Source organism: Pseudorhodoferax sp. Leaf267 (genome assembly GCF_001422405.1).
Lineage (GTDB): Bacteria > Pseudomonadota > Gammaproteobacteria > Burkholderiales > Burkholderiaceae_C > Pseudorhodoferax.
On the sequence record NZ_LMMV01000001.1, the window covers coordinates 939,201 to 955,186 of the forward strand.

A 15,986-nucleotide genomic window follows, 5' to 3' on the forward strand; every position below is an offset into this window, starting at 1 on the left:
GGGCCCGCGCCGCGGGCCTGGCGTGCCACCCAGATCGAATTCGAGGAATCTCCATGAAGTCCCCCAAAACCTACGCGCTCTCGGCGATGGCCCTGGCCGTTTCCACTCTCCTGGCTGCCTGCGGTGGCAGCAGCGATGACGACGGCCCGACGACGCCCGAGCTGCCGGCCCGGCAGGTCACGGGCTATGTGCTGGACCGCGACCTCAGCGACGCCACTGCCTGCCTGGACCTGAACGACAACCGCGCCTGCGATGCCGACGAGCCCAAGGCCATGACCGCCAACGGCGCCTTCAGCATCACCACCACGGCGGCCAACGACGCCATCGTGCTGGTGCAGGCCACGGCGCAGAGCCGCACGTCCGAAGGCGCCGTCGTCGCGCCCTACACGCTGACCGCGCCGCTGGGCCGGCACGCCGTGATCACGCCGTTCACCACGCTGCTGCAGTCCGAGATCGACTCAGGCCGCTCGGCCAACGTGCTGCAGGCCGAGGAGACGCTGCTGTCCTTCCTGGTCGGCACGGCCGGGCAGGTCGGCGGCATCCAGCTCTACGACAACTACCAGCCCGCGGCGGGCACCGAGGCCACGGTCGCACAGCAAAAGATGCTGTCGCTGGGCCAGCTGCTCACGCGCGGTTTCGCCGAGGCCAGCGCCAGCGCGGGTGCGGACAGCCGCGCCGCGTTGAACGCCTACAGCGCCGTGGCGCCCGGCTCGCTGCAGCAGCTGCTCTACCAGATCCCTGCCACGCTGACGCCGGCCCAGCGCGAGTCGCTGTTCCTGGCCACGCGCGACAGCCTGGTGCCGACAGCAAAGACGTTGGCCAGCATCGCCAAGGCCAAGGCCGCCACGGCCGCCCAGCCCATCGAAGGCGCCTGGATCAAGACCGACGGCGCCACGCGCGAGCTGTACCTGTTCGCAGGCGACGGCAGCTTCGTGCACCAGGTCATCGAGACGCCGGTCGGCGCCAACTACGCGTTCGACAACGGCCTGGCCTACCGCTACGGCCGCTACAGCCTGGCCGGCGGCACGCTGACGCTGGAACTGCTGGAGGCGGCCAACGCCCGCGGCCCGGCGGCAGGCGCGCACAGCGTGGCCATCGCGCAGGACGCGATGACGCTTAACGGCGCCAGCCTGACCCGCGTCGCGAGCGCCGGCAACCCGCTGGTCGGCGCCTGGGTGCGGCCCATGGGCCTGAGCCGGCCCGAGTACCTGGTGGTGTTCGCCGACGGCCGCTACGTGCACGGCACCTTCTACTACCAGAACGACCGCCAGACCGGCACGGCGACGGCGCTGGAGACCGCGAAGAGCGTGGGCCTGCAGGTGGGCAGCTACGCCGTCAACGCGGCCGACGCCAAGGTGATCGACTTCGGCGAGACCACGATCGACTTCAACGGCAACCTGTCCGTGCCCGGCAACCCCGGCGCGGCCAGCGTGCAGGCCGACGGCAGCCTTTCGCTGGCCGGCCTGCGCCTGGTCAAGCTGGGCAGTACGCTGGGCGCGCAGGCCGTAGCCGGCTTCACCGAGGCCACGCGCTCGCGCATCTGGTCGGGCCGCTACTTCAGCCGCACGCTGTCGGGCACGGGCGCCAGCGCGGTCGTCGAGTACCTGTACGTGAAGGGGCCGGGCGACATCCAGTCGTTCACGAACGTGCCCGTGCTGAGCACCGAGGCCTGCCCGGTGCAGGCGGCACCGTTTGCCAACATCGACCCGTCCGACGGCGTCCTGAAGCAGTTCGTGATCGGCACCGGCACCGCCGCATCGGCCACCTACGCGCAGCGGCGCATGGCCTACGGCACGCCGGCCAGCTTCGTCGCACTGACGCCCGTGGCACGGCCGACCAACGCGGCGGCGCGTTGCGCCGTGCCGTTCTGACAGGCTGAGGGCGCACCGCGATGCCGCACGTGGCGCCCGCGCACCGCAACGGCCGCGCCATGGCCACCCTGGTCGCGGCCGTGGCCGTGCTGGGGGCGCTGCAGGCCCTGCCGCCCGCGTGGCACGCGGCCTTGCGCTACGACCGCGCGGCGCTGCTGCAGGGCGAGCTGTGGCGGCTGTGGACGGGGCACCTGATCCATCTGGGTTGGGCGCACTGGGCGCTGAACGCGGCCGGCCTGGTGCTGTGCGGCCTGCTGGTGGACCGGCCGCCCGGCGCCGCGGTGCTGGCACGCCGCGCGGCCTGCCTGGGCCTGGGCATCTCGCTGCTGTTCCTGCTGCTGGTGCCCACGCTGTCGCACTACGTGGGCCTGTCCGGCGTGCTGTACGGTCTGTTCGTTCTGGGGCTGTGGCCAGGCGCGCGCCGGGTCGACCCCGTCGCCATCGCCGCGCTCAGCACCATCGCCGCATGGCTGTGCGGCCAGTGGCTGCTGGGGCCGGACCGCCGCGAGATGGAACTCATCGGCGGCCCCATCATCGTGCAGGCCCATGTGTTCGGCGTGGCCTGCGCCGCGCTGGTGCTGGCCGCCAGGCGCGCGGGCCGTTCGCTGGCCGGAACGTAGGCGGGCGGCCGACGAACGCACGGTCCCTCGGCGGGCACCCCGGCGCCTGGCTGCACGGCACAGTCCTCCCATCGACGGAGCGCTTTTTTGCAGTGGCCCGACAGGTGGACACGGGGTTCGCCTGGCACACATGGGCCGCGGCGTCCGTCAGCACAAGGGATTGATTCCATGAACCGCAAGCTTTTCGCCTCCGCCGTCATCGCCGCCGCCGGTTTCGCGGCCACCTCCAGCTTCGCCGACACGCTGGTATACGGCGAAGTGGGCTACGTGCCCCAGGTCCAGCCCTCCACGAGCAACACCACGCGTGCCGAAGTGCGCGCCGACTACCTGCAGGCCCAGCGCAACGGCACACTGCCGCGCGACGGCGAAGTGGGCGAGTTCTCGACCGCCGAAGCCCGCGCGGCGACCCAGAGCACCACCGACGTGACGCGCGCACAGGTCCGCTCCGAAGCCATCGCGGCCATGCAGCAACGCGGCCATTCGGTCGGCGGCGAAGTCTGAGGCTGCCCCGCGCGCAACGAGCCGCCCTCGGGCGGCTTTTTTGCGTGCGCGGCCCGGCTCAGCCGCCGCCGGTGGACTGCCGCTCGACGATGCGAAAGCCGATGTCGACGATGGGCTGGGCCACCGTCTCGCCGCGGCAGCGCGCCAGCACCAGCTGCGCCGCCATGCGGCCGATGGCCGGCCCGTCGATCAACACGGTGCTGAGCGTGGGCAGCAGGTGCGCGGCGAAGTCGGCGTTGCCGAAGCCGCAGACCGCCAGGTCCTGCGGCACGCGCAGGCCGCGCGCCTGGGCCTCCACCAGCACGCCCTGGGCCAGTTGGTCCGAACTGCAGCTCACGGCCTGCAGGCGCGGCTCTCGCGCCAGCAGCTCGGCCAGTGCCTGGCGGCCGCGCTGCAGGCTGCTGGGCGCGGGCACGGTCGCCGTGGGCACGGTGGCGCCGAACGCCGCCTCGAAGCCGGCCTTGCGCTGCAGCGCGCGCGGGTCGCCCGCCGTGGCGATGCCTACGTGCTGCCAGCCCTTGGCGCGGAAGTACTCACCCACCGCGCAGCCCACCCGCTCCTGCGAGAAGCCGACCAGCATGTCCACCGGCGCGTCGGACAAATCCCAGGTCTCCACCACGGGCACGCGCGTGCGGCGCAACCGCGCACGCACGGCCTCGTCCTGCACCAGGCCGGTGAAGACGATGCCGTCGGGCTGGCGGCTGATCATGGTGTTGAGCACGAGTTCTTCGCGCGCGCGGTCGTAGCCGGTCTGGCCCAGCAGCAGCTGGTAACCCTCGGCCGCGAGGATCTCGGTGAGCGTCTGCACCGACGGCAGGAACTGCGCGACGTTCAGCGCCGGCACGATGCCGGCCACCATGCGGCTGCGCTTGGACTTGAGCCCGCCGGCCAGCAGGTTGGGGATGTATCCCGTGGCCTCCACGGCCTGCTGCACGCGCGCAATGGTCGTGGCCGAGACCACGCCCGGGTTGCTGAGCGCACGCGAGGCCGTGATCAGCGACACGCCGGCGGCCCGCGCCACCTCGTGCAGCGTGGCCGGCTTGGGGGACCGAGAAGCCTCATGCATGCAACGCAAATCCGCTTGACTTGAAAAATGACAACGATATCATCCAACCCGTCGCAGTCGTCGTACAACTAACATCAAAACAGCAAAAACCCCCGTAGACGTCAGACATCCCCAGCCAGATACTGCGCTTTTTTTCACCCTCTGCCCCCGTTTAGGAGACTCCATGAAGAAATTTCTGCTCGCCGCCGGCCTGGTTGCGACCTTCGCCGCCAGCGCCCAGACGTGGCCCGAGAAGGCCGTGACCATGGTCGTGCCCTTCCCGCCCGGCGGCTCCACCGACCAGGTGGCCCGCGCCGTCGGCCCGCTGCTGACGGACAAGCTCAAGCAATCCTTCCTGGTGGACAACAAGGCCGGCGCCACGGGCACCATCGGCGCCACCTTCGTCAAGCGCGCCGCGCCGGACGGCTACACCTTCCTCGTCACCTCGCTGGGCCCGCTGGTCATCGTGCCGCACCTGCTCAAGGGCATGCAATTCGACCCGCTGAAGGACTTCGACACCATCACGGTGGCTGTGCAGTCGCCCAACGTGCTGGTGGTGCCGGCCAACTCGCCGCACAAGAGCCTGGCGGACGTGGTGGCCTACAACAAAGCCAACCCCGGCAAGATGACCTTCGCCTCGGCCGGCAACGGCTCTTCCGACCACCTGACGGCCGAGCTGTTCTGGCAACAAGTGGGTACCAAGGGCATCCACGTGCCCTACAAGGGCGGCGCACCGGCCCACACCGACCTGATGGGCGGCCAGGTGGATGCGTCGTTCCAGAACGTCAACTCGGTGCTGCAGTACATCAAGGGCGGCAAGATGCGCGCGCTGGCGGTGACGAGCGCCAAGCGCTCGGCCGTGCTGCCGGACGTGCCCACCATGGCCGAAGCCGGCGTGAAGAACGTGGAAGTCACGTCCTGGCAGGCCATCGTGGCGCCCAAGGGCCTGCCGGCCGACGTGCGCACCAAGGCGCATGCGGCCTTCGTCGAGGCACTGAACAGCCCCAAGGTCAAGGACCAGTTCACCAGCATCGGCTTCGAGATGGTGGCCAACACGCCGGCCGAGTTCGAAGCCTTCCAGCAAAAGGAATACGCGAAGTGGAAGCAGGTCATCGAAGCCGGCAAGATAACACTCGAATAACACCCCCCAGTCTGCGCGCTGCGCGCTCCGCCAACCCCCCTCTGCTGCGCGAGGGGGGCGCACCCAGCGGCCTGGCAGAGCCAGTTCTGCGGGTGCCCTGGGATGGCCTGCTCCGCGGCCGTCTGAACTGCTACCTGCTACCGCCGACGCAACTCAAGCACCGCCATGACCCAAGACAGCATCGCCCACATCCGCCTCTCGTCCTGCTACCTGCCGCTGGCCAACCCGATCAGCGACGCCAAGGTGCTGACGGGCCGGCAAAAGCCCATGACCGAGATCGCGATGCTGTTCGCTGAAGTTCAGACCAAGGACGGGCACACCGGCCTGGGTTTCTCGTACAGCAAGCGCGCCGGCGGCCCCGGCCAGTTCGCGCATGCCAAGGAAGTGGCCGGCGCGTTGATCGGCGAAGACCCCAGTGACATCGCCAAGCTGTGGACCAAGCTGTGCTGGGCCGGCGCCTCGGTGGGCCGCAGCGGCCTGGCCGTGCAGGCCTACGGCGCGTTCGACGTGGCGCTGTACGACCTGAAGGCGCGCCGTGCCGGGCTGTCGCTCTCGAAGCTGCTGGGCTCGCAGCGCGACTCGGTGCGTTGCTACAACACCTCGGGCGGCTTCCTGCACACCCCGATCGACCAGCTCTCCGTCAACGCGGCCGCCTCCATCGAGCGCGGCATCGGCGGCATCAAGCTCAAGGTGGGCCAGCCCGACGGCAAGATCGATATCCAGCGCGTGGAGGCCGTGCGCAAGCACCTGGGCGACCACGTGCCGCTGATGGTGGACGCCAACCAGCAATGGGACCGGCCCACGGCCCAGCGCATGTGCCGCATCTTCGAGCAGTTCAACCTGGTATGGATCGAGGAGCCGCTGGACGCCTACGACCACGAAGGCCACGCTGCGCTGGCCGCCACCTTCGACACGCCGATCGCCACGGGCGAGATGCTGACCAGCCTGTCGGAGCACTACGACCTGATCCGCCACCGCGCGGCCGACTACCTGATGCCCGACGCGCCGCGCGTGGGCGGCATCACGCCCTTCCTCAAGATCGCCGCGCTGGCCGAACACGCCGGCATCGCCCTGGGCCCGCACTTCGCGATGGAGCTGCACGTGCACCTGGGCGCCTGCTACGCCACCGAGCCATGGGTCGAGCATTTCGACTGGCTGGAGCCGCTGTTCAACGAACGGCTGGAAACCAAGAATGGCCGCATGCTGGTGCCCACGCGCCCCGGCCTGGGCCTGTCCTTGAGCGAGCAAGCCCGTGCCTGGACGCGCGAGACGGCGGAGGTCGGCCAGCGCGCCTGATCCTCGCCAGAACGACAAAGAGACCACGATGACCACCCAAGCCCCGCTCTACATCACCATGCACGAGGCCGACAACGTGGCCATCGTGGCCAACGACGGCGGCCTGCCCGCCGGCACCGTCTTCCCCTGCGGCCTGACCCTGGTCGACAAGGTGCCGCAGGCGCACAAGGTCGCGCTCGTCGACATCTCAGAAGGCGCGCCCGTGCGCCGCTACAACGTGACCATCGGCTATGCCGCCCAGCCCCTGGCGCGCGGCAGCTGGGTGCACGAGCGCCTGCTGAAGATGCCGGCCGCGCGCGAGCTCGAAGGCCTGCCGATCGCCACCGTCAAGCCGCCACCGCAGGAGCCGCTGGAGGGCTACACCTTCGAGGGCTACCGCAACCTGGACGGCTCGGTGGGCACGCGCAACATCCTGGCCATCACGCAGACCGTGCAGTGCGTGGCCGGCGTGACCGACTTCGCCGTGCAGCGCATCAAGGCCGAGCTGCTGCCCAAGTACCCCCATGTGGACGATGTGGTGGCGCTGGAGCACACCTACGGCTGCGGCGTGGCCATCGACGCGCCCGGCGCCGAGATCCCGATCCGCACGCTGCGCAACATCAGCCTGAACCCGAACTTCGGCGGCGAGGTCATGGTGGTGAGCCTGGGCTGCGAGAAGCTGCAGCCCGAGCGGCTGCTGCCGCCCGGCTCCATCCCCATCGTGGACGAGCGCAACGTGGCCGATGTCGGCGACAGCGCCGAGGCCAAGCTCGACGTGGTCTGCCTGCAGGACGATGCGCACGTGGGCTTCATGTCCATGATCGAGTCCGTCATGCGCCAGGCCGAGGAACACCTGGAGCGCCTGAACACGCGCCGCCGCGTCACCGTGCCGGCCAGCGAACTCGTGGTGGGCGTGCAGTGCGGCGGCAGCGATGCGTTCAGCGGCGTCACGGCCAACCCGGCCGTGGGCTACTGCACCGATTTGCTGGTGCGCGCCGGTGCCAGCGTGATGTTCAGCGAGGTGACCGAGGTGCGCGACGGCATCGACCAGCTCACCAGCCGCGCCAGCACGCCGGAAGTGGCCGAGGCCATGATCCGCGAGATGGCCTGGTACGACGCCTACCTCGACAAGGGCCGCGTGGACCGCAGCGCCAACACCACGCCGGGCAACAAGAAGGGCGGCCTGTCGAACATCGTCGAGAAGGCCATGGGCTCCATCGTCAAGAGCGGCAGCGCGCCGATCTCGGGTGTGATCTCCCCCGGCGAGAAGCTCAAGCAGAAAGGCCTGATCTACGCGGCCACGCCAGCCAGCGACTTCATCTGTGGCACGCTGCAGCTGGCCGCCGGCATGAACCTGCACGTGTTCACCACCGGCCGCGGCACGCCCTACGGCCTGGCCGAGGTGCCCGTGATCAAGGTGGCCACGCGCGCCGACCTGGCGCGGCGCTGGCACGACCTGATGGACATCAACGCCGGCACCATCGCCACTGGCGAGAAGACCATCGCCGATGTCGGCTGGGAGATGTTCCAGCTGATGCTGGACGTGGCCAGCGGCCGCAAGAAGACCTGGGCCGAGCACTGGAAGCTGCACAACGCGCTGGTCCTGTTCAACCCCGCACCCGTGACCTGACACTTCGCACACCAACCCTCATACATCACGCAAGGAGCAACACATGAAGATCGGATTCATCGGCCTGGGCATCATGGGCGCGCCCATGGCCCTGCACCTCGTCAACGCCGGCCACGAGGTCACCTACGTCAAGCGCAGCAAGACCAACGCCGAGATCGCGGCCAGCAGCGCCAAGGGTGTGGCCACGGCCAAGGAAGTGGCGCAGGCGGCCGACGTCATCATCCTGATGCTGCCCGACACGCCCGACGTGCAGGCCGTGCTGTTCGGCGAGAACGGCGTGGCCGAGGGCCTGACCAAGGGCAAGACCGTGATCGACATGAGCTCGATCTCGCCCATCGAGACCAAGGCCTTCGCCGAGAAGATCGCCGCGCTGGGCTGCGACTACCTGGACGCGCCCGTCAGCGGCGGCGAAGTCGGCGCCAAGGCCGCCAGCCTGACCATCATGGTCGGCGGCACCGAGGAAGGCTTCGCCAAGGCCAAGCCCCTGTTCGAGAAGATGGGCAAGAACATCACGCACGTGGGCGGCGTGGGTGACGGCCAGACCACCAAGGTGGCCAACCAGATCATCGTGGCGCTGAACATCGCCGCCGTGGGCGAGGCCCTGCTGTTCGCCAGCAAGGCCGGCGCCGATCCGGCCAAGGTGCGCCAGGCGCTGATGGGTGGCTTCGCGGCCAGCCGCATTCTGGAAGTGCACGGCGAGCGCATGATCAAGCGCACCTTCAACCCGGGCTTTCGCATCGGCCTGCACCAGAAGGACCTGGGCCTCGCTTTGGCCGGCGCCAAGTCCATGGGCGTGGCACTGCCGCAGACCGCGAGTGCGGCGCAACTCATGCAGACCTGCGCCGCGCAGGGCTGGGACCAGCTGGACCACTCGGCCCTGGTCAAGTCACTCGAATTGATGGCCAAGCACCAGGTGGCCCCGGACTAAGCCTTTAGCGCCGCACAACGAACCACAACAGGAGCACCCCATGCGAGACAACCGATTGCGCACACTGTGGAAATCGGGGGGTGCAGCCGTCAACGGCTGGCTCGCCATTCCGAACAGTTTCTCGGCCGAGACCATGGCCCACCAGGGCTGGGACTCATTGACCATCGACCTGCAGCACGGCGTGGTCGACTACCAGGCCATGCTGCCCATGCTGCAGGCCATCGCCACGACCGAGACCGTGCCCGTGGTGCGCGTGCCCTGGCTGGAGCCCGGCATCCTCATGAAGACGCTGGACGCCGGCGCATCGGCCGTGATCTGCCCCATGGTCAACACGCGCGAGGACGCGCAAAAGCTCGTCCACTGGACCAGCTACGCGCCGCGCGGCACGCGCAGCTTCGGCCCCATCCGCTCGCTGCTGATCCACGGTGCCGACTACGCCGAGAAGGCCAACGATTTCGTCGTGCGCTTCGCCATGATCGAGACCGCGCAGGCGCTGGACAACCTGGACGACATCCTGTCGGTCGAGGGGCTGGACGCGGTCTACATCGGCCCGTCGGACCTGTCGCTGTCGCTGGGCTGCCGCCCGGTGTTCGACGACGTGGACCCGAAAGCCCAGCAGGCCATCGACCACATCCTGGCGCGCGCCAAGGCGCATGGCGTGGTGGCCGGCATCCACAACGGCAACGCCGAAGGCGCGCGCAAGCGCATCGCGCAGGGCTTCCAGTTCATGACCGTGAGCTCGGACGCGCGGCTGATGGCAGCCGGGGCGCAGCAGATCGTGGCAGCCATGCGCGCGCAGCCCACCGCCGCGCCCACCAGCGGCTATTGAAGATCCACCACAACGAGGAGACGAGCCGATATGCACAGAGACACCCGCAGACACTTCCTGAAAGCCGCCGCCGCCAGCGCCCTGACCACGGCGGGCGCCGGCGCGCTTGCCCAGTCCTTCGACTTCAAGCCCGCCCAGCGCTACCCTGACCCCAACGTCTTCATCCTCGACCCGAGCTTCGCCAAGTACCGCATCTACAGCAGCACCATCGAGCAGGTCGGCACCGGCATGCGCTGGGCCGAGGGGCCGGCTTACTTCGCCGAGACCGGCACGCTGATCGTGAGCGACATCCCGAACAACCGCCTCATGAAGTTCGAGGAGCGCACGGGCAAGTTTTCGGTGCACAAGGAAGGCGTGAACTACGCCAACGGCAACACGCGCGACCGCCAGGGCCGCCTGGTGAGCTGCGAGCACTCGGTCACGCGCCGTATCGTGCGCACCGAGAAGGACGGCCGCATGACCGTGCTGGCCGACCGCTTCGAGGGCAAGCGCCTGAACGCGCCCAACGACATCGTGGTGAAGAGCGACGACAGCATCTGGTTCACCGACCCGCTGTTCGGCATCAATGGCGAATGGGAAGGCTCGCGCGCCACGCCCGAGCAGGCCACGACCAACGTCTACCGCATCGCCGCGGACGGCCAGATCACGGCCGTCATCACCGACCTCGTGAACCCCAACGGCCTGGCGTTCTCGCCGGACGAAAAGAAGCTCTACGTCGTCGAATGGAAGGGCACGCCCAACCGCAGCATGTGGAGCTATGACGTATCGGCCGACGGCGCCACGCTCTCGAACAAGACCAAGCTCATCGATGCCGGTGGCCCGGGGGCCTTCGACGGCTTCCGCGTGGACCGCGACGGCAACCTGTGGTGCGGCTGGGGCTTCTCAGGCGCATTCGCGCCCGAGGCCACCGACATCGGCGGCGGCATGAAAGCCCACCTGCCGCTGGCCAGATCCGACGAGATGGACGGCGTGAAAGTCTTTAACAAGGACGGCAAGCCCATCGGCTTCATCCGCCTGCCCGAGCGCTGCGCCAACCTGGAGTTCGGCGGCCCCAAGCGCAACCGGTTGTACATGGCCAGCAGCCACTCGCTGTACGCGTTGTACGTGGAGGCGCACGGGGCGGTTTGAAGCCTGGTGGCCGCTGCACAGTCGCTTCTCCTGGGCCGCCCCCGGTCCACCAGGAGAGGGTCGCAGATGTCCACCTTGACAGCCGTCGCCTCCCTGAGCAGTTCCGCCACGCTGGTCACCGAAGCCGAACTGGAGGCCCTGCTGGAGCAAGCCCTCACCTTCAACCGCAGCGTCGGCGTCACCGGCGTGCTGCTGCACCACGACGGCAGCTTCTTCCAGTACTTTGAGGGGCCCGAAGATGCCGTGGCCCAGGTCTACGCGCGCATTCACCGGTCCGGCCGCCACTACACGATCTTCGAGCTGTGCCGCGGGCCGATCACGCAGGTGTTCTTCGCGGATTGGCAAATGGGTTTCGCCCAGACACCGAAGTCCGCCATCCTCCAACTGTCACAGGCCGAGTGGACGGCGACCGGTGCCGCCATCGACGGCGCGGAGCGGCCGACGGAGGGGCTGGAACTGGTGGCCGACTACTGGAAGGCGGTGGCGCCGTGGGGCGCCCGGCACTAGCCCCGAAAGAGCGCGCCGCGTGCTCCCGTGAGCTTCGCGCCAAACCACGCGAGATTTGGTGGTCACTATGATGACGCCGAAGGAGTCCGCCATGGAAACCATTGTTCTCACAGCAAACGTACCGCAAGAGTTGGCCGAGAAGATTGATCGAGTCGCCGAGCGTCTGCGTCAGCCACGCGGCTGGATCGTAGAGCAGGCCCTGTCAGCCTGGCTGCATGACGAAGATGTACGTAACCAGCGCACACGCGAAGCGCTGGACGACGTGGACGCCGGCCGTCTCGTGGACCACCAGGCCGTGCTGGCCTGGGCTGCGAGCCTGGGCAGCGCCCAGCCAAGACCACTGCCCTCGGCATGACCTGGGAGCTGCGGTGGACCAGCAAGGCTTTGGGCGACTTGGTCCGCTTGCACGAGTTCCTCGCCCCTGTCAATCCAGCGGCGGCGGCCAAGGCCGTGCAAGCCCTGACCCGAGCGCCAGAAAGGTTGCTGGAGCACCCGAGAATCGGCGAACCACTTCAGGACTTTGCGCCGCGTGAGGTGCGCCGACTTCTGGTCGCGCAGTACGAGATCCGCTACGAGTTGGTAGATCGCAAGATCTACCTGCTGCGGATCTGGCACACACGCGAGCATCGGTAGTGCTCTGCGCAAGCCATGCGTGCGGCATCTCGCAGATCACTCCACCACGATCTTCTGCTCGCGGATCACCTTCTCCAGCAGCGCGCCCTCGTCGGCCAGCAGCTTGCGGAACTCGGCCGTACCGACCTGCACCGGCTCGGCCCCCAGCTCGGCATAGCGGCTCTTCACGCTGGCCTGCGCCATGGCCCTGGCGATCGCTTCACTGAGGCGCGCGACGATCTCGGGCGACGTGCCCTTGGGCGCCCAGGCGCCGAACCAGATGTCCAGGTTCGCACCCTCGAAGCCCTGCTCGCCCACCGTCGGCACATCCGGGAAGAACGGCGAGCGCTTGGCGCTGACGACGCCCAGCAGCCTGGCCTTGCCGGTGCGGATGTGCGGGAACGCGATGCCCGGGTCGCACACGAAATCGGCCTGGCCCGACAGCACGTCCTGCAGCGCCGGGGCGGCGCCGCGGTAGGGCACATGGGTGATGGCCGTGCCCGTGGCCAGCTTGAACAGCTCGCACGCCAGGTGCGGCGGCGTGCCGGTGCCGGCCGAGGCATACGACAGCGTGTTGGGCCTGGCCCTGGCCAGCGCCACGAGGTCCCTGGCGTCCTTCACCTCCAGCTGCGGCTTGGCCACCAGGTACATCTGCGTGCGGCCGATGGCGGCCACGGGCGCCAGGTCGCGCGAGGGCAGGATGGTGGACTTGAACAGCCAGGGGTTGGCCGTCTCGACCGAGGTCGGCGCGATCAGGAACGTGGCGCCGTCGGGCACGGCGCGGATGACCTCGGACGCGGCGATGTTGCCGCTGGCGCCGGGCTTGTTGTCGATGATGACGGTCTGGCCCAGCGTCTCGGTGAGCTGCTGCGCAACGATGCGCGCCATCACGTCGGTGCTGCCGCCGGGCGCGAAGCCGACGACGATGCGGATGGGCTTGGTCGGCCAGGTGGCCTGGGCATGGGCCACGCCCAGGCTCAGGAGGGCGGCCGCGAGGACGAGGGCGCGGCGCAGGGGCTGCAAACGTGTGTGCATTGTGATGTCTCGGTAGTGGATCGGGGTCTTCAGCCAGCCGCCAGCAGCTCGCGCAGCTTGAACTTCTGGATCTTTCCGCTCGGCGTGGACGGCATGGCATCGCGCACGATCAGCCGCTCGGGGATGTACTGGACGGCCACCTTCTGCGCCTTCAGGAATTCGACGATGCCCGGCAGATCGATGCTCTGCCCCGGCCGCGGCACGACCACCGCGCAGGCCCGCTCGCCCAGGCGCTCGTCGGGGTACGACACGATGGCCGCATGCGCGATCGCCGGGTGCCGGTACAGCAGCGATTCGATCTCCACCACCGGGATGTTCTCGCCGCCGCGGATGATCACGTCCTTGCTGCGGCCGGTGATGCGCACGTAGCCTTGTGCGTCGATGCGGGCCAGGTCGCCGGTGTCGAACCAGCCTTCGGCGTCGGTGCCGTTCAGGTGCGGGCGGCGCAGGTAGCCGCCGAAGTTGGAGCACGCGCGCAGCAGCAGCTTGCCGGACTCGCCGTCCGGCAGCGGCTTGCCATCGACATCGACCACCTTCAGCTCCACGCCCGGCAGCGGCAGGCCGTCGGTGTTGAAGGAGCGCTCGTCCGCATCGTCCAGCCTGGTAAGCGTGACGGCGCCGTTCTCGGTCATGCCCCAGGCCGAGACGATCTTGGCGCCCAGCGCGGCGCGGGCCTGCTCGACCAGCGCACCGGGGATCGGCGCGCCGGCACACAGGAAGCTGCGCAGGCTGGGCACGCCTTCGCCACCCATTTCCGTCACGGTGCGGGCCAGGTCGGTCAGGAACGGGGTGGACGCCATCGTGAACGTGGCGCGCTCCTGGCGGATCAGCGCGACCGCCTTCTTCGGCTCCCACACGTCCTGTAGCACGGCGCTGGCCTGCAGCCAGATCGGCATGATGAGGCCATACATGAAGCCGGTCTGGTGCGCCATGGGCGAGGCCATGAAAACCACGTCGTCCGCCCCCAGGCGCAGCCGCTCGGCATACGGCACGATGTTGGCCAGCACGGTGTTGGCCGAATGCATGACGCCCTTGGGCTCGCCCGTCGTGCCCGAGGTGTAGATCAGCTGCGTGATGTCGTCCGGGCCCGGCCGGTGTGCGCGCAGGATGTCGGCGGCGTCGGGCGCCTCTTCCCACGCCGGGCCGCTCAGCAAGGCCTCGAAGCTGTGCGGCGCCGGTTCGTTGCCGTGCACCGCGCCGACCACCACCACGTGCTGGAGGTGCGGCAGCTGCGGGCGCAGGCCCTCGAGCATCTGCGCGAAGTCGAAGCCGCGAAAGCTCTGCGGCACGATGGCGACCTTGGCCTCGCCGTGCTGCAGCATGAACGACAGCTCGCGCTCGCGGAAGATGTGCATCAGCGGGTTCATCACCGCCCCGATGCGCGAGCAGGCCAGGTAGGTCAGCGTGAACTGCCACCAGTTGGGCAACTGCACGGCGACGATGTCGCCCGGGCCCACGCCCAGGCGCGACAGGCCGATGGCGATGCGGTCGGCCATGCGCGCGAGCTCGCGGTAGGTGAAGCGCGTGACGGCGCCGCCCTCGACCTGCACGGCCGTGAGCGCGGTCTTGTCGGGCACGGCCAGGGCGGCGGCGTCCAGCGCGTCGTTGATGGTGCGCTCGCGCCAGTGGCCATGGGCCACCATGGCCGCGCGGCGCGGGGGGATGAGGACGGCATCGAATTGCATGGCTTGTCTCCTTGTGTCGTTGTTCTTCAGGCGGGCACGGCCTGGCGCCCCGCCCGCGTGCGCGCGATGATGGTTTTCATGATCTGCGCGGTGCCGTCGCCGATCTGGAAGCCCAGCACGTCGCGCAGCCGCTGCTCCATCGCCCCCCGGTCGTAGCCGCCGTGGCCGAAGCTCAGCAAGCACTGGTGGATGGCGTCGAAGGCCAGCTTGGGCGCCCACCACTTGCACATGGCTGCCTCGGCGCTGTGCGGCGCGCCCTTGTCCTTGAGCCACAGCGCCTGCAGGCACAAGAGCCGCGCGGCCTCGACCTGCGTGTCGAAATCGGCCAGCGGATGCGAGACGCCCTGGAACGCCGACAGCGGCTTGCCGAAGGCTTCGCGCTGGGCCACGTATTCCCAGGTCTCTTGCAGCGACGCGCGGGCCACGGCCAGCACCTGCAGGCCGATCAGCGCGCGCGAGAAGTCGAAGCCCTGCATCACCTGCACGAAGCCCTTGTTCTCGTCGCCCAGCCGGTGGTCCACGGGCACGCGCACGTTCTCGAAAAAGATGGAGCCTCGGCCGATGGCGCGCTGGCCGTGGCAGTCGAAGCGGTTGGTCGTCACGCCCGGCAGGTCCATGCGCACCAGCAGCGCCGTGACGCCGTGTGCCTGCGACTCCACCGTGCCGGTGCGGCCGAACACCACGGCCGCGTCGGCCTGGTCGGCCGCCGAGATCGAGGTCTTCTCGCCGTTCAGCACATAGTGGTCGCCCACGCGTTCCACCCGCAGGCGCAGGTTGCCCGCGTCCGACCCGCCGCGCGGCTCGGTCAGCGCGATGGCCAGCAGCGCCTCGCCGCGCGTGAGCTTGTGCAGCCAGGGCTGGGCGACTTCGCGCTGGCCGTGGTGCGACAGGATCTGCCCGTTCAGCGACGCCAGCAGGTTGATGTAGGAGATGCTGAGGTCGGCCCGCGCGATCTCTTCGTGGATCACGCCGGCCGCCAGGCAGCCCATGCCCTGGCCGCCGGCCGACTCGGGCAGCTCGGGCGCGATGAAGCCCATCTCGCCCATCTCGCGCATCAGCGCGCGGTCGAGCACGCGCGTCCTGTCGCGCTCCAGAAAGCCAGGGGCCACGCGGCCCTGGGCGAAGCGGCGGACGTGCTCGCCCAGGGCGAGCAGGTCGTCGTCGAGGTAGGGATTCATG

The 15,986-nt window shown here is 69.1% G+C and carries 16 protein-coding genes; 12 read left to right on the forward strand and 4 right to left on the reverse strand.

Features of this window, described 5'->3' with window-relative positions; all coding sequences use genetic code 11:
• Positions 1-53: 53 nt before the first annotated feature.
• The 3 genes from ASF43_RS04120 (at position 54) to ASF43_RS04130 (ending at position 2,992) form a co-directional block, all read left to right on the forward strand.
• The gene (locus ASF43_RS04120; protein WP_156373120.1) at positions 54-1,871 is read left to right on the forward strand and encodes a hypothetical protein; all 1,818 of its coding nucleotides are present in this window, start codon (positions 54-56) and stop codon (positions 1,869-1,871) included.
• 59 nt (positions 1,872-1,930) lie between these two features.
• Entirely contained in the window at positions 1,931-2,491 is a 561-nt protein-coding gene (gene rrtA / locus ASF43_RS04125) for a rhombosortase (protein ID WP_156373121.1), read from the forward strand.
• A 168-nt stretch (positions 2,492-2,659) separates the two neighbouring features.
• The gene (locus tag ASF43_RS04130; protein WP_056176989.1) at positions 2,660-2,992 is read left to right on the forward strand and encodes a DUF4148 domain-containing protein; all 333 of its coding nucleotides are present in this window, start codon (positions 2,660-2,662) and stop codon (positions 2,990-2,992) included.
• A 58-nt stretch (positions 2,993-3,050) separates the two neighbouring features.
• Here ASF43_RS04130 and ASF43_RS04135 read toward each other — a convergent pair whose 3' ends face one another.
• Entirely contained in the window at positions 3,051-4,058 is a 1,008-nt protein-coding gene (locus ASF43_RS04135) for a LacI family DNA-binding transcriptional regulator (RefSeq protein ID WP_056176992.1), read from the reverse strand.
• A 163-nt stretch (positions 4,059-4,221) separates the two neighbouring features.
• On the opposite strand from ASF43_RS04135, the gene ASF43_RS04140 reads away from it, so the two are divergent.
• From ASF43_RS04140 to ASF43_RS04180, 9 genes are all read left to right on the forward strand, one after another.
• Entirely contained in the window at positions 4,222-5,178 is a 957-nt protein-coding gene (locus ASF43_RS04140; RefSeq protein ID WP_056176994.1) for a tripartite tricarboxylate transporter substrate binding protein, read from the forward strand.
• A gap of 165 nt (positions 5,179-5,343) precedes the next feature.
• The gene (locus ASF43_RS04145) at positions 5,344-6,474 is read left to right on the forward strand and encodes a mandelate racemase/muconate lactonizing enzyme family protein (RefSeq protein WP_056176997.1); all 1,131 of its coding nucleotides are present in this window, start codon (positions 5,344-5,346) and stop codon (positions 6,472-6,474) included.
• Positions 6,475-6,502: 28 nt separating this feature from the next.
• Complete coding sequence (garD, locus tag ASF43_RS04150) at positions 6,503-8,083, forward strand: galactarate dehydratase (protein WP_056176999.1); 1,581 nt, start codon at positions 6,503-6,505, stop codon at positions 8,081-8,083.
• Positions 8,084-8,126: 43 nt separating this feature from the next.
• Positions 8,127-9,011 carry a 2-hydroxy-3-oxopropionate reductase gene (locus tag ASF43_RS04155; RefSeq protein WP_056177002.1) on the forward strand — a complete coding sequence of 295 codons (885 nt, stop codon included), beginning with the start codon at positions 8,127-8,129 and terminating at the stop codon, positions 9,009-9,011.
• 40 nt (positions 9,012-9,051) lie between these two features.
• Entirely contained in the window at positions 9,052-9,840 is a 789-nt protein-coding gene (locus tag ASF43_RS04160; protein WP_056177005.1) for an HpcH/HpaI aldolase/citrate lyase family protein, read from the forward strand.
• A gap of 30 nt (positions 9,841-9,870) precedes the next feature.
• Entirely contained in the window at positions 9,871-10,968 is a 1,098-nt protein-coding gene (locus ASF43_RS04165; protein ID WP_056177008.1) for an SMP-30/gluconolactonase/LRE family protein, read from the forward strand.
• A 66-nt stretch (positions 10,969-11,034) separates the two neighbouring features.
• Positions 11,035-11,475, forward strand: coding sequence for a BLUF domain-containing protein (locus tag ASF43_RS04170; protein ID WP_056177010.1), 441 nt, complete (start codon positions 11,035-11,037; stop codon positions 11,473-11,475).
• Between the two features lie 91 nt (positions 11,476-11,566).
• Positions 11,567-11,830 carry a CopG family ribbon-helix-helix protein gene (locus ASF43_RS04175; RefSeq protein WP_056178095.1) on the forward strand — a complete coding sequence of 88 codons (264 nt, stop codon included), beginning with the start codon at positions 11,567-11,569 and terminating at the stop codon, positions 11,828-11,830.
• Positions 11,827-12,108 carry a type II toxin-antitoxin system RelE/ParE family toxin gene (locus ASF43_RS04180; protein WP_056177014.1) on the forward strand — a complete coding sequence of 94 codons (282 nt, stop codon included), beginning with the start codon at positions 11,827-11,829 and terminating at the stop codon, positions 12,106-12,108. The genes ASF43_RS04175 and ASF43_RS04180 overlap by 4 nt, the downstream gene beginning before the upstream one ends.
• A gap of 36 nt (positions 12,109-12,144) precedes the next feature.
• Here ASF43_RS04180 and ASF43_RS04185 read toward each other — a convergent pair whose 3' ends face one another.
• The 3 genes from ASF43_RS04185 to aliB are packed head-to-tail and all read right to left on the reverse strand — an operon-like array spanning position 12,145 to position 15,985.
• Positions 12,145-13,122, reverse strand: coding sequence for a tripartite tricarboxylate transporter substrate binding protein (locus tag ASF43_RS04185; protein ID WP_056177017.1), 978 nt, complete (start codon positions 13,120-13,122; stop codon positions 12,145-12,147).
• Between the two features lie 29 nt (positions 13,123-13,151).
• A complete protein-coding gene (aliA, locus tag ASF43_RS04190) occupies positions 13,152-14,807 on the reverse strand; it encodes a cyclohexanecarboxylate-CoA ligase (protein ID WP_056177020.1) in 1,656 nt (551 codons plus the stop codon).
• 26 nt (positions 14,808-14,833) lie between these two features.
• Entirely contained in the window at positions 14,834-15,985 is a 1,152-nt protein-coding gene (aliB, locus tag ASF43_RS04195) for a cyclohexanecarboxyl-CoA dehydrogenase (protein ID WP_056177025.1), read from the reverse strand.
• Between the last annotated feature and the right edge of the window lies 1 nt (position 15,986).

Coding starts and splice junctions, on each gene's coding strand:
- ASF43_RS04120 (WP_156373120.1), top strand. CDS start 54: ATGAAGTCCCCCAAAACCTACGCGCTCTCGGCGATGGCCCTGGCCGTT.
- rrtA (WP_156373121.1), top strand. CDS start 1,931: ATGGCCACCCTGGTCGCGGCCGTGGCCGTGCTGGGGGCGCTGCAGGCC.
- ASF43_RS04130 (WP_056176989.1), top strand. CDS start 2,660: ATGAACCGCAAGCTTTTCGCCTCCGCCGTCATCGCCGCCGCCGGTTTC.
- ASF43_RS04135 (WP_056176992.1), bottom strand. CDS start 4,058: ATGCATGAGGCTTCTCGGTCCCCCAAGCCGGCCACGCTGCACGAGGTG.
- ASF43_RS04140 (WP_056176994.1), top strand. CDS start 4,222: ATGAAGAAATTTCTGCTCGCCGCCGGCCTGGTTGCGACCTTCGCCGCC.
- ASF43_RS04145 (WP_056176997.1), top strand. CDS start 5,344: ATGACCCAAGACAGCATCGCCCACATCCGCCTCTCGTCCTGCTACCTG.
- garD (WP_056176999.1), top strand. CDS start 6,503: ATGACCACCCAAGCCCCGCTCTACATCACCATGCACGAGGCCGACAAC.
- ASF43_RS04155 (WP_056177002.1), top strand. CDS start 8,127: ATGAAGATCGGATTCATCGGCCTGGGCATCATGGGCGCGCCCATGGCC.
- ASF43_RS04160 (WP_056177005.1), top strand. CDS start 9,052: ATGCGAGACAACCGATTGCGCACACTGTGGAAATCGGGGGGTGCAGCC.
- ASF43_RS04165 (WP_056177008.1), top strand. CDS start 9,871: ATGCACAGAGACACCCGCAGACACTTCCTGAAAGCCGCCGCCGCCAGC.
- ASF43_RS04170 (WP_056177010.1), top strand. CDS start 11,035: ATGTCCACCTTGACAGCCGTCGCCTCCCTGAGCAGTTCCGCCACGCTG.
- ASF43_RS04175 (WP_056178095.1), top strand. CDS start 11,567: ATGGAAACCATTGTTCTCACAGCAAACGTACCGCAAGAGTTGGCCGAG.
- ASF43_RS04180 (WP_056177014.1), top strand. CDS start 11,827: ATGACCTGGGAGCTGCGGTGGACCAGCAAGGCTTTGGGCGACTTGGTC.
- ASF43_RS04185 (WP_056177017.1), bottom strand. CDS start 13,122: ATGCACACACGTTTGCAGCCCCTGCGCCGCGCCCTCGTCCTCGCGGCC.
- aliA (WP_056177020.1), bottom strand. CDS start 14,807: ATGCAATTCGATGCCGTCCTCATCCCCCCGCGCCGCGCGGCCATGGTG.
- aliB (WP_056177025.1), bottom strand. CDS start 15,985: ATGAATCCCTACCTCGACGACGACCTGCTCGCCCTGGGCGAGCACGTC.